14 protein-coding genes and 1 tRNA gene are annotated in these 12,082 nt (G+C 74.0%); 12 read left to right on the top strand and 3 right to left on the bottom strand.

Annotated elements, in window-relative coordinates:
* Window positions 1-112 precede the first annotated feature (112 nt).
* The 12 genes from DMH12_RS33275 to DMH12_RS33220 all read left to right on the top strand — a co-directional run bounded on the left by DMH12_RS33275 (window position 113) and on the right by DMH12_RS33220 (window position 8,640).
* Window positions 113-547 (top strand): roadblock/LC7 domain-containing protein, encoded by a 435-nt coding sequence (locus tag DMH12_RS33275; protein ID WP_122616453.1) that lies wholly within the window; start codon window positions 113-115, stop codon window positions 545-547.
* A gap of 2 nt (window positions 548-549) precedes the next feature.
* The gene (locus DMH12_RS33270; RefSeq protein ID WP_161332607.1) at window positions 550-924 is read left to right on the top strand and encodes a DUF742 domain-containing protein; all 375 of its coding nucleotides are present in this window, start codon (window positions 550-552) and stop codon (window positions 922-924) included.
* Window positions 902-1,531 carry an ATP/GTP-binding protein gene (locus DMH12_RS33265; protein WP_163015835.1) on the top strand — a complete coding sequence of 210 codons (630 nt, stop codon included), beginning with the start codon at window positions 902-904 and terminating at the stop codon, window positions 1,529-1,531. The genes DMH12_RS33270 and DMH12_RS33265 overlap by 23 nt, the downstream gene beginning before the upstream one ends.
* Complete coding sequence (locus tag DMH12_RS33260) at window positions 1,528-2,103, top strand: GAF domain-containing protein (protein WP_125495098.1); 576 nt, start codon at window positions 1,528-1,530, stop codon at window positions 2,101-2,103. Before DMH12_RS33265 ends, DMH12_RS33260 begins: the two co-directional genes overlap by 4 nt.
* 177 nt (window positions 2,104-2,280) lie before the next feature.
* Entirely contained in the window at window positions 2,281-3,309 is a 1,029-nt protein-coding gene (gene tdh, locus DMH12_RS33255) for an L-threonine 3-dehydrogenase (RefSeq protein ID WP_125495097.1), read from the top strand.
* A gap of 36 nt (window positions 3,310-3,345) precedes the next feature.
* Window positions 3,346-4,539: a glycine C-acetyltransferase gene (locus tag DMH12_RS33250; protein WP_125495096.1), complete on the top strand. Its 1,194-nt coding sequence runs from the start codon at window positions 3,346-3,348 to the stop codon at window positions 4,537-4,539.
* Between the two features lie 28 nt (window positions 4,540-4,567).
* Window positions 4,568-5,470 carry a LysR family transcriptional regulator gene (locus DMH12_RS33245; protein WP_125495095.1) on the top strand — a complete coding sequence of 301 codons (903 nt, stop codon included), beginning with the start codon at window positions 4,568-4,570 and terminating at the stop codon, window positions 5,468-5,470.
* Between the two features lie 46 nt (window positions 5,471-5,516).
* Window positions 5,517-6,107, top strand: a complete 591-nt coding sequence (locus DMH12_RS33240) for a helix-turn-helix domain-containing protein (RefSeq protein WP_125495094.1) — start codon at window positions 5,517-5,519, stop codon at window positions 6,105-6,107.
* Window positions 6,104-6,637, top strand: a complete 534-nt coding sequence (locus DMH12_RS33235) for a GNAT family N-acetyltransferase (RefSeq protein ID WP_125495093.1) — start codon at window positions 6,104-6,106, stop codon at window positions 6,635-6,637. Before DMH12_RS33240 ends, DMH12_RS33235 begins: the two co-directional genes overlap by 4 nt.
* Before the next feature lie 30 nt (window positions 6,638-6,667).
* Window positions 6,668-7,027, top strand: a complete 360-nt coding sequence (locus DMH12_RS33230; protein ID WP_185832702.1) for an MmcQ/YjbR family DNA-binding protein — start codon at window positions 6,668-6,670, stop codon at window positions 7,025-7,027.
* Window positions 7,028-7,147: 120 nt separating this feature from the next.
* Complete coding sequence (locus tag DMH12_RS33225) at window positions 7,148-8,464, top strand: MFS transporter (protein ID WP_125495091.1); 1,317 nt, start codon at window positions 7,148-7,150, stop codon at window positions 8,462-8,464.
* 102 nt (window positions 8,465-8,566) lie between these two features.
* Window positions 8,567-8,640, top strand: a tRNA-Pro gene (locus DMH12_RS33220).
* 87 nt (window positions 8,641-8,727) lie between these two features.
* Here the strand turns inward: DMH12_RS33220 and DMH12_RS33215 are convergent.
* The 3 genes from DMH12_RS33215 to DMH12_RS33205 all read right to left on the bottom strand — a co-directional run bounded on the left by DMH12_RS33215 (window position 8,728) and on the right by DMH12_RS33205 (window position 11,883).
* Entirely contained in the window at window positions 8,728-9,255 is a 528-nt protein-coding gene (locus DMH12_RS33215; protein ID WP_064730871.1) for an NUDIX hydrolase family protein, read from the bottom strand.
* Between the two features lie 80 nt (window positions 9,256-9,335).
* Window positions 9,336-10,481 carry an amidohydrolase family protein gene (locus DMH12_RS33210; protein ID WP_125495090.1) on the bottom strand — a complete coding sequence of 382 codons (1,146 nt, stop codon included), beginning with the start codon at window positions 10,479-10,481 and terminating at the stop codon, window positions 9,336-9,338.
* 1 nt (window position 10,482) lies between these two features.
* On the bottom strand, window positions 10,483-11,883 hold the full coding sequence (locus tag DMH12_RS33205; protein WP_125495089.1) for a glutamine synthetase family protein: 1,401 nt from the start codon (window positions 11,881-11,883) through the stop codon (window positions 10,483-10,485).
* Window positions 11,884-12,082: the final 199 nt, after the last annotated feature.

Raw genomic sequence — 12,082 nt, 5'->3', positions numbered from 1 at the left:
CCCCCACCGCGCCACCCCACCCGGCCGCACCGCACCTGGAGCCGACCCCCCGGGACCAGTCCGCCGGATGAACGCCCCCACAGATCTTCGTACCCCAAGGAGTCGATCCACCATGGCGAGCGATGCGCCGACCGGCCAAGTGTCCGACCTCGACTGGCTGATGAGCGGCCTCGTGCAGCGCGTTCCGCACACGAGCAGCGCGGTGCTCCTGTCCTGCGACGGCCTGGTGAAGTCCGTCCACGGTCTCGACGCCGACAGCGCCGACCACATGGCGGCCCTGGCCTCCGGCCTGTACTCCCTCGGCCGCAGTGCCGGCGTCCGCTTCGGCGACGGCGGGGACGTGCGACAGGTCGTCGTCGAACTCGACTCGACGCTGCTCTTCGTCACCACCGCCGGATCCGGCACCTGCCTCGCCGTCCTGGCCGGCCGGGAGGCCGACGCCGCCGTGCTCGGCTACGAGATGGCCATGCTGGTCAAGAGCGTCCGCCCCTACCTGGCCACCGCGCCCCGGCAGCACGCCGTCGAACCACCGGCGATGAGGCCTTGAGGGTGGCCGCGGCCGGCGACGGGCCCTGGCTCGACGACGCCGCCGGACGGCTGGTGCGCCCCTTCACCGTCAGTAACGGCCGTACCCGGCCCACCGTCGCGCTCGACCTGATGTCCCAGGTCATGGCCACGGGGACGACCCCCCTCGGCTATCTCGGACCCGAGCACACGCAGGTACTCGACCTGTGCCGGGCGCCGCTCCCCGTCGCCGAACTCGCTGCGCACCTGCGGCTTCCGGTCGCGGTCACCAAGGTGCTGCTCTCGGACCTCGTCGACTGCGGCGCGCTGACCACCAAACCCCCCGCCGCGTTCCACCACAACCCCACGGACCGGGCCCTTCTGGAGGCAGTGCTCGATGGACTACGACGACAGCTCTGACCACGTCCACGGCGAAGGCGCCGACCCGTTCCCCACCGCCCTGAAGATCCTCGTGGCGGGCGGATTCGGCGTCGGCAAGACGACCTTCGTCGGCGCCGTCAGCGAGATCGCGCCGCTGAGCACGGAGGAACTGCTCACCACGGTCAGCGCCGCGACCGACAACCTCGACGGAATCGAGAACAAACTCGAAACGACCGTGGCCATGGACTTCGGCCGCATCACCCTCGACCCCGCGCACGTCCTGTACCTGTTCGGCACGCCCGGCCAGGAACGCTTCTGGTTCATGTGGGACGAGCTGTGCGAGGGCGCGCTCGGGGCCGTGATCATCGCCGACACCCGCCGGCTGGAGGAGTCCTTCGCCGCCGTCGACTTCTTCGAGGAGCGCGGCCTCGGCTTCATCGTCGCGATCAACGAGTTCGACGGCTCCCACCGCTACGACCCCGAGGAGGTGCGCGCCGCCATGGACCTGCACCCCGAGATCCCCATCGTCCGCTGCGACGCCCGGATCTCCAGCTCCGGTGTGCAGACCCTGCTCACCCTCGTACGCCATCTGATCGCCCACACGCCGGCCCCCACCACGGGGTACGGCGCCGGAGCCCGCCCATGACCTACGACCCGCCGCGCCCGGCCGGACGCCTGCTGCTCACCCCCGAGGACCGGGAGGCCCCCGCCCGGGTACGACGGCTGCGCCTGCTCGGTCTGGTGGAACGTCCCGACCCCGCACTCGACACCTTCGCCGCGCACCTCGCCGGCCTCGCCGGGGCCCCGTACGGGATGGTCAACTTCCTGGTCGAGGGCGGGCAGTTCTTCGCGGGCCTGCGGGTCCCCGACATCCCGCCGGTGACCCGGGGGGACGGGACCAGCCCCGAGTTCGGCCGCGTCCAGCCCCGCGACCACGGCTTCTGCCCGCACGTGGTGGTCCGGCGCAAGGCCCTCGTCCTGGAGGACGTACGCGACTACCCGCGCTTCGCCGGCAACCCGGTCGTCGACGAGTTCGGCATCCGCTCCTACCTCGGCGCCCCGCTCATCGACAGCACGGGCACCGTCTTGGGCACGGTCTCCGCCGCCGACGTACGGCCCCGGACCTGGGGCACGGCGGGCCTGGCAACGATCAAGTCGACGGCCGCCGACCTCGTGCGCCGCATCGAGCGCAGCGCCCAGGACGGGCTCCCGCTGTGAGACCGCGGGACGGCGGGCGGGCGGCGTGAAGGAAAGCTGCGGCCGGGCTTAAGAAAGGCTCGATGGACCCGGGGCGGTGCCGTACGGCAGATTGCAGTGCGATCCCCCTCCCCTCCCCGGACGCGGGCCGCTTCGGCGTGCGCGGTCCCGGGGTCTCACCCGTCAGGAGCCGTAGCGTTGAAGGCGCTGGTCAAGGAGAAGGCGGAGCCCGGTCTGTGGCTCGCGGACGTGCCCGAGCCCGTCGTGGGACCCGGTGACGTCCTCATCAAGGTGCTGCGCACCGGCATCTGCGGCACCGACCTGCACATCCGGGCCTGGGACGGCTGGGCGCAGCAGGCCATCCGCACCCCGCTCGTCGTCGGGCACGAGTTCGTCGGCGAGGTCGTCGAGACCGGCCGGGACGTCACCGAGATCAAGGCCGGCGACCGGGTCAGCGGCGAGGGGCACCTGGTGTGCGGCAAGTGCCGCAACTGCCTGGCCGGCCGGCGCCACCTGTGCCGCGCCACCGTCGGGCTCGGCGTCGGCCGCGACGGGGCGTTCGCCGAGTACGTCGCCCTGCCCGCCACCAACGTCTGGGTGCACCGCGTCCCCGTCGACCTCGACGTCGCCGCGATCTTCGACCCGTTCGGCAACGCCGTGCACACCGCACTGTCCTTCCCGCTGGTCGGCGAGGACGTGCTGATCACCGGCGCCGGACCGATCGGCCTGATGGCCGCCGCCGTCGCCCGGCACGCCGGCGCCCGCAACGTCGTGATCACCGACGTCAGCCAGGAACGCCTGGACCTCGCGCTCAAGGTCGGGGTGAGTCTCGCCCTGGACGTCTCGAAGGCCGCCATCGCCGACGGGCAGCGCGAACTCGGCCTGCGCGAGGGCTTCGACATCGGCCTGGAGATGTCCGGCCGCCCCGAGGCCATGCGCGACATGATCGCCAACATGACGCACGGCGGCCGGATCGCCATGCTCGGCCTGCCCGCCGAGGAGTTCCCCGTCGACTGGGCGCGGATCGTCACCTCGATGATCACCGTCAAGGGCATCTACGGCCGCGAGATGTTCGAGACCTGGTACGCCATGTCGGTGCTGCTCGAAGGCGGCCTCGACCTCGCCCCCGTGATCACCGGGCGGTACTCCCACCGCGACTTCGAGGCCGCGTTCGCCGACGCCGCGAGCGGCCGGGGCGGCAAGGTCATCCTCGACTGGACCGCGTAAGTCACCCGCTTCCCCAGGAGCTTAGGAGCTTCTCAGATGTTCGACTCCGTGCGCGACGACCTGCGCGCCACCCTCGACGAGATCCGCGCCGCCGGCCTGCACAAGCCCGAGCGCGTGATCGGCACCCCCCAGTCGGCGACGGTGAACGTCACCGCGGGCGGCCGCCCCGGCGAGGTCCTCAACTTCTGCGCCAACAACTACCTCGGCCTCGCCGACCACCCCGAGGTCGTCGCCGCCGCCCACGAGGCGTTGGACCGCTGGGGCTACGGCATGGCCTCCGTCCGCTTCATCTGCGGCACGCAGGAGGTGCACAAGGAACTGGAGAGCCGGCTCTCCGCGTTCCTCGGCCAGGAGGACACGATCCTCTACTCCTCCTGCTTCGACGCCAACGGAGGCGTCTTCGAAACCCTCCTCGGGCCCGAGGACGCGGTGATCTCCGACGCGCTCAACCACGCCTCGATCATCGACGGCATCCGCCTCAGCAAGGCGAGGCGCCTGCGCTACGCCAACCGCGACATGGCCGACCTGGAGGCCCAGCTCAAGGCGGCCGGCGAGGCCCGCCGCAAGCTGATCGTCACCGACGGCGTCTTCTCGATGGACGGCTACGTCGCCCCCCTCGACGAGATCTGCGACCTCGCCGACCGCTACGACGCCATGGTCATGGTCGACGACTCGCACGCCGTGGGCTTCGTCGGCCCCGGCGGCCGCGGCACCCCCGAGCTGCACGGCGTGATGGACCGCGTCGACATCATCACCGGCACCCTCGGCAAGGCCCTCGGTGGCGCCTCCGGCGGCTACGTCGCCGCCCGCGCCGAGATCGTCGCCCTGCTGCGCCAGCGGTCCCGGCCCTACCTCTTCTCCAACACCCTGGCCCCGGTGATCGCCGCCGCCTCCCTGAAGGTCCTCGACCTGCTGGAGTCGGCCGACGACCTGCGCGTCCGGCTCGCCGAGAACACGGCCCTGTTCCGGAGCCGGATGACCGAGGAGGGCTTCGACATCCTCCCCGGCGACCACGCCATCGCCCCGGTGATGATCGGCGACGCCTCCGAGGCGGGCCGCATGGCCGAGCTGCTCCTCGAGCGCGGCGTCTACGTCATCGGCTTCTCGTACCCGGTCGTGCCGCAGGGGCAGGCCCGCATCCGCGTCCAGCTCTCCGCCGCGCACTCCACGGCCGACGTGCACCGCGCGGTGGACGCCTTCGTCGCGGCGCGGGAGCAGCTCGCCGCCTGAACGCCGGTGACCTGAGAGAATCGATCCCGTGATCGAAGCGCGGCGGCTGCACATCCTCCGAGCGGTGGCGGACCACCGCACCGTGACGGCGGCTGCCGCCGCGCTGTACCTCACCCCCTCCGCGGTCTCCCAGCAGCTGGCCGCCCTGGAGCAGGAGACCGGCCACCGCCTGGTCGAGCGCGGCGCCAAGGGCGTACGGCTGACCCCGGCGGGCGAGATCCTGCTGAGCCACACCAACGCCGTCCTCGCCCAGCTGGAGCGGGCCGAGGCCGAACTCGCCGCGTACGGCTCGGGCGCCGCCGGCACCGTCACCGTCGCCTCCTTCGCGACCGGCATCGCCCTGGTGGTCGCGCCCGCGCTGGCCCGCCTCGCCGAGGCCGCGCCCGGCATCCGCATCCGCGTCCAGGACGCCGAGGGCGACGCCAGCCTGCCGATGGTCCTGGACCGGCAGGTCGACGTGGCCGTCGCCGTCGAGTACCGCGGGGCGCCGCCCGCCGACGACCCGCGGCTGACCCACGTCCCGCTGTACGCCGAGCCCTTCGACGCGGTCGTCCCGGTGGCCCACCGCCTCGCGGGCGCCGACGAGGTCCCGCTCGCGGAGCTGGCCAAGGACCCCTGGATCGGCCCCTACCCGGGCAACCCGTGCCACGACGTCGTCGTGCTGGCCTGCGAGAGCGCCGGCTTCCAGCCCCGCATGGAGCACTCCTCGGACGACTTCCGCGCGGTGGTCTCGCTTGCCGCGGCGGACGCGGGTGTCGCGCTGGTCCCGCGCTCGGCGCTGCACGGCACCGACCTCACCGGCGTGGTCGTCCGCCCGGTCGACGGGGTCGCGCCCACCCGCCGGGTCTTCGCGGCGGTGCGCCGCGGAGCCGAGGAGCACCCGCTGATCCGGCCGGTCCTCGACGCGCTGGACGAGGTGGCCCGGGCGTGAGACTTCCGTAACGTACTCGTCTCATATCAGGGATAGGATCCCTGATATGAGAGACGACGACAGAAGTGACGTCGGGGCTCCCGACCTCGTGGACGCCCGGCTCGCCGCCCGCCTCGCCGAACTGCGGGCCGAGCACGGCTGGTCGCTGGGGGAGCTGGCGGAGCGCAGCGGAGTGAGCCGGTCCACGCTGTCCAGGGCCGAGCGCGCGGAGACCAGCCCCACCGCCGCCCAGCTGAACCGCCTGTGCGCGGTCTACGGCCGGACCATGTCGCGACTGCTCGGCGAGGTTGAGGCGGAGCCCGCGCTGCTGGTCCGGGCGGACGAGCAGCCCCGCTGGGAGGACAGGGCCGCGGGCTTCGTGCGCCGCTCGGTGTCCCCGCCGCACGCCGGACTGCGCGGCGAACTGGTCGAGGGACGGCTCGCCCCCGGCGCCGACATCGCCTACGACCGGCCGCCCGTGCCCGGCCTGGAGCAGCACGTCTGGGTGCTGGGCGGCGCGCTGGAGGTGACCGCCCAGGACGTCGCGCACCACCTCGGCACCGGGGACTGCCTGCGGATGCGGGTGTGGGGGCCGACCAGGTTCCGCTGCGCGGGCCCGGAGGAGACGCGCTACGTGCTGGCGGTGGTGCTGCCGTGATCGTCAGCCGAGTCGACGAGCGCCGACTGACCGCGCTGCTGGAGGAGTTGGCGGACCTGCTGACCGACGTCGTGGACGGCGGCGCGTCGGTCGGCTTCCTCGCGCCGCTGGAACGCGGCCCGGCGCTCGCGTGGTGGCGGACCAGGGTCCGCGCGGTGGCCGCCGGGGAGCTGGCCGTCTGGGTGGCGCACGAGGGGGAGCGGGTGTGCGGCACCGTGAGCCTCGCCCTGCCCGACAAGCCCAACAGCCGCCACCGCGCCGAGCTGGTCAAGCTCATGGTGTCCCGCGCGGTCCGGGGCCGGGGTGTGGGACGGAGGCTGCTGACGGCCGCCGAGGAGTCGGCCGCCGCGGCCGGCCTCACCCTGCTCCACCTGGACACCGAGACCGGCAGCCCCGCCGAACACCTCTACCGCTCCGCCGGGTGGACCCGGGCCGGCACCATCCCCGGCTACGCGGCGGACCCGGGCGGCGAGGTGCGGCCGACGACGCTCTACTACAAGCAGGTCGGCGTCCCCTCCGCCGCCGGGTGATTGTCAGTGGGGGCGGATAGCGTGCCTGACATGCCGGACGCAGAAGACGTACGCCGTGTCGCCCTGTCCCTGCCGGACACCACGGAGAAGACCGCCTGGAGCATGCCCACGTTCCGGGTCGCGGGGAAGATGTTCGCCACGCTGCCCGAGGACGAGACCTCCATCGCCGTGCGCTGCCCCAAGGAGGAGCGCGACGAACTGGTGCTGGCCGAGCCCGGGAAGTTCTGGATCGCCGGTCACGAGGCGCAGTTCGCCTGGGTCCGGGCCCGGCTCGCAGCCCTGGAGGGCGAGGACGAACTGCGCGACATCCTCGCCGACTCCTGGCGCCAGGCGGCCCCCACCCGCCTCCTGGAGGCCCATCCACGACTGGGGCTGCCGGCCGGGGGCTAGAAAAATCCCTCGGGCGTTGTCGGTGCCCCGTGGCATGATCCGGGGACACGCGTGGCAGCCGGGGCCGGAGGGGGGCTCCGGCTGTCGGACGTACGGCGCGGCCGGGGAGGGGAGCGCGGAATGGCCGGGACGGCCTCGCAGTCCACGCACGAGGGGGCGACGGCGACGCGAGCCGTCTGGTCGCGCGACTTCGCGCTGTTCTTCGCCGCGCGGGCCATCGCCCGGCTGGGCGACACCATGCTGCCCGTCGCGCTCGCCGCCGGTCTGCTGCAGCACGGGTACGGGGCGGGCGCGGTCGGCCTCGCCATGGCCTCGACCGCCGCCGCCTTCGCCGGACTCGTCGTCTTCGGCGGAGTCCTCGCGGACCGCTTCAGCACCCGCAGGCTGATGATCGGCGCGGACCTGGTGCGGCTCGGCACCCAGGCGGTGGCCGCCGTCCTCTTCTTCTCCGGGCACGTCGTGCTCTGGCAGATCTGCGCCATCGGGTTCGTCAACGGTGTCGCGAGCGCCGTCTTCCAGCCCGGCGTCGCCAGCACCGTGCCCCGCCTGGCCGCCGACATCCAGGGCGCGAACGGCGCGATACGCGTCGCCGAGTCCGCCGCCCAGCTCGCCGGTCCCGCCGTGGCCGGCCTCCTGGTCGGCTTCGCCTCACCCGGCGGCGTCTTCGCCGCCCACGCCACCACGTACGCGGTCAGCGCCGGGTGCCTGCTGCTGCTCCGGCTGCCGCCGCTCGCCCCAAGCGGCCGGACCGCGACCGGCCCGCGGACGAAGGCCTTCCGCGCCGACCTCGTCGAGGGCTGGCACGAGTTCCGCTCCCGCCGGTGGCTGTGGGGCGTCATCGCCGTCTGGTGCGTCTACATGATCGCCGTATGGGGCCCGACGGTGCCCCTCGTGGCCACCGAGGTGGTCCAGGAGCACGGCGCACGCGCCTACGGCCTGGTCAACTCCGCCCTGGGCGCCGGCACCGTCGTCGGCGGCCTCGTCGCGCTGCGGCTGCGGCCCCGCCGCATGCTCCGCGCCGGGGCGATCGCCCTCGTCGGCTTCGCCGCCTTCCCGGCGAGCGTCGGCGCCGGGCTCGACGTCCCCGCGATGGCCGCGGGGGCCGCCGTCGCCGGGGCCGGGATGTCCTTCTGGGGCGTGATGTGGGCGACCAGCGTGCAGACCCAGGTGCCGCCCGACGTGCTCAACCGCATCCACGCATACGACGTCGCGGGCTCGCTGGCGATGATGCCCGTCGGCCAGGCCCTCGCCGGGCCCGCCGCCTCGGCCCTGGGCGCCGACCACGTGCTGCTCGTCTCCGGCGCGACCAGCTTCGCCGTCTGCGCGGCCCTGCTCCTGATACCGGCGGTGCGCGGCCTGGTACGGGTCGACGCGGCCGCGGCCGGCTCGGGACGGGCGGCGCGGAAGGCTCAGCCGTCCCGGGCCGAGAAGTGCTGACGGCGGTGCCCGCCCCGGAAAAGCGATGCGCGACCACGGGCCCGAGTGCGGTATGGTTTTCCTGCGCGTTCGGCCGGGGGAAACCCCAGGTCAGACGGGCAACGGGACGTGGCGCAGCTTGGTAGCGCACTTGACTGGGGGTCAAGGGGTCGCAGGTTCAAATCCTGTCGTCCCGACACGGCGAAGGGCCTTCGCGGACAGCAGTCCGCGAAGGCCCTTTTCGCGTGCGGGCGAGGTGGCGGCCGCACGCCGCCACCCGCGGCTCAGTCCACGCAGCCCACATGCGCCAGCGCCTGCTTCAGCAGCGCCCCGTGCCCGCCCGGCATCTCGCCGCGCACCGCCTCCGACAGGGCTTCGCGCGGGTCGAACCAGACCAGGTCCAGCGCGTCCTGCCGGGGCCGGCAGTCACCGGTGACCGGCACCACGTAGGCCAGGGAGACCGCGTGCTGCCGGGGGTCGTGGTAGGGCGTCACACCGTGCGTCGGGAAGTACTCGGCCACCGTGAACGGCTGGAGCGAGGACGGCACCCGGGGCAGCGCCACCGGGCCCAGGTCCTTCTCCAGGTGGCGCAGGAGGGCGTCCCGGACCCGCTCGTGGTGGAGCACCCGGCCGGAGACCAGCGTCCGGCTGACCGTCCCGTCCGGGCCGATGCGCAGGAGCAGGCCGACGCTGGTGACTTCGCCGCTGTCGTCGACGCGGACGGGCACCGCCTCGACGTACAGGATCGGCATGCGGGCACGTGCCATCTCCAGCTCGTCGGTCGTCAGCCAGCCCGGCGTGGTTTCGGTCATGTCAGACATCGCTTGATCATACTTTCAGCCGTTCCTGCTTCCCGGGCGGCGCTCCGGGACTGTGACCGGTCCCACGCCGCTCAGCCGTCGTCCATCGGGCCCCCGGGCAGCCTGTAGACCCGGCGGGCGTTGTCCCGGCCCGCCCAGCGCGCCAGGCGCAGCGCGTCCGGAAGGGCCAGCTCGTCGGCGTCCAGCCGCTCCTGGAGCAGCCCCGCCAGTCCGCGCCGGAACGCGACCGCCCCGAGGTGATGGAACTCGGCCACACCATAGGCGTCGGAGCTGTACAGGAGCTTCCGGAACGGGGTGATCTCCGTCGCCTCCGCGAGGATCGCGCCGGCCCGCGCGGGGCCGACGTGGTGCAGGGTGAGGCCCACGTCCAGGTACACCCGCTCGAAGACCGCCGAGAGGTACGCCGCCTGGCGCTGGTAGGGCCAGCAGTGCAGCAGCAGGACGGGGATCGTGCCGGCGGTCAGGTGCAGCCAGTCGGTCAGCAGGGTCGGGTCCACGCGGTGCATGCGGATGTCGCTGTCGCCGAACCCGGTGTGCAGCTGCAGCGGCAGTCCCAGGTCCACCGCGGTCCACAGCAGGTGCCGGACGAGCACCGGGTCGTCGAGCCGGCCTCCGCGCGCGAGCCACCGCCGGGCCGCCCCCGTGACCTCCTCGGCCGGGGGCCGGGCCGGGGCCAGGCCGAAACCCGTCCGGTAGGCGGCCACCGACTTGACACCCACCACGCCCGGCCGCCGCACCGCCTCCCACGCGGCCGTGCGGAACGCCTCCGCGTAGGCGTCCGGCTCGACACCGCCCGCCGCCACCGCCTCGGCGACCTGCTCGAGTCGCACCACCTCGTACGCCGTGGCGTCCGCCGCGCGCGCCAGCTCGGCCGGCCCGGTCACCCGGTGCGGGGCGTAGCCCGTGTCCACGCAGAACACGCCCGTGCCCGCGGCCCGCAGGAACCGCCGGTTCACCTCGGCCGCGCCCAGTTCGGACCGCCGGGCCAGGTACACGTCCGCGGGCGCGTGGCGCGGCAGGTCCAGCAGGGGAGCGCAGTGACGGCGCACGGCGAGGCCGACGGGGCTGTCGAAGGGGGACACACCGGGCCATCGCTCGCCCTCGGTGAGGAGGGACTCGAAGCCCTCGCGGTCCAGGTCGCCGGTGACGGCGCCGTGGCAGTGGTGGTCCACCAGCTCCAGCGCGGCGAGGCTCTCGTGGACGGGGCCGCCGGCCATGTCAGTACGTCCAGCGGTAGAACGCCGCCACCCGGTCGTCGTCGAGCCCGTCGACCGCGTCGATCTCCCCCTGCCGTACGGCGGTCACCGCGTCGGCCAGGACCGGCCCCAGCGCGGTCCGCAGTACGTCGTCCGCGCGGAACGCCGCCACCGACTCGGCGAGGGAGACCGGAAGCCGGCGCACCCCCCGGGCCGCCGCGTCGGCGGGGTCCAGCCGGGCCGGGTCGCCGGTGATCTCCTCGGGCAGCGGCGCCGACGACGCGAGTCCGTCCAGGCCGGCGGCGATCACCGAGGCGAGCGCGAGATACGGGTTGGCGGCCAGGTCGACCGGCTTCACCTCCAGGTTCGCCGCCCGGCCCTGCTCCCCGGCGCTCCCGGTGACGATCCGCAGGGCCGCCTCCCGGGTCTCCCGGCCCCAGGAGGTGAAGACGCCCGCCCACTGCGAGGGGCGGAGCCGCAGATGGCTGGCCGGGCTCGGCGCGGTCATCGCGGTGAGTGCCGGCAGGTGGCCCAGCACCCCGGCGACGAAGGACTCGGCCTCGGCGGTCATGCCGTACCGGCCGGTGCCGCCGGCGTGCAGGTTGGTCCCGTCCCGCCAGGCGGAGAGGTGGATGTGCCCGCCGTTGCCGACACCCCGCCCGAGGACCGCCGGGGCGAAGGAGACCCGCAGCCCGTGCCGCTGGGCCACGGCCCGGATCGTCTGCCGCACCAGCACGCTGCGGTCGGCCGCCGCCACCGGGTCGAGGGCGCCCACCGAGACCTCGAACTGTCCCGCCGCGTACTCGGGGTGCAGCTGCTCCACGTCCACGCCCTGGGCCGCGAGCGCCGCCAGCAGGTCGGCCGCGCAGTCGCTGAGCCCGATCTGGCGGGCGGCGCCGTACGCCGGTCCCGACACGGCCGGGACGAAGGCGCCGTCGTCCGCGTCGCCCCGGCCCACCGACCACTCGATCTCGATCGCGGCCTTGAACCGGACGCCGTACCGCTCGGCGGCGTGCGCGACGGTCCGGCGCAGGACGGTGCGCGCGCACGCCGGGTGCGGCCCGCCCTCCTGTGTGATCCGGTCGACCGGCGCCCACGCCCAGCCGGGCTGCGCCGCCAGCACGGTCAGCCGGTCCAGGTCGGGGTGGAGGCGCAGGTCGCCGTCGGGGGAGCCGAGGACGTCCGTGGCGACGATCGAGTCGTCCGCCAGGAACGTGTCGAACACCGGGGACATGCCCACGCCCCACGCGGCGGCCGAGGCGAGCCGCGCGGTGGGCACGGTCTTCACCCGGGCGATCCCCGCCGTGTCGACGTACGCCAGCACGACACCGTGCACCCCCTGGCCGGACAGCTCACCGCTCAGCGCGGTGGCCCGCTCGGTCTCGCCCGGGCGCCCGCCGGGCACGGGGTCGCTCTCGCTCACGTCTCGGGCTCCTTCGCGCGTGCGCCGTCCGCCGCAGACCATTGTGCCGTCCGGTGATCACGCTGTCCGGGTTTCGCCGGATCCGTGCACACGGCGCCGCCCCGTGCCGTGTCGGCGGACGCGGGGCGGCGCCGTGTGCACGGATCCGGCGAAACCCGGACAGCGTGATCACCGGACGGCACAATGGTCTGCGGCGGAC

The organism is Streptomyces sp. WAC 04229 (assembly GCF_003947455.1).
In the GTDB taxonomy this organism is placed as follows: domain Bacteria; phylum Actinomycetota; class Actinomycetes; order Streptomycetales; family Streptomycetaceae; genus Streptomyces.
This window is presented reverse-complemented; position numbering and strand designations above follow the sequence as displayed.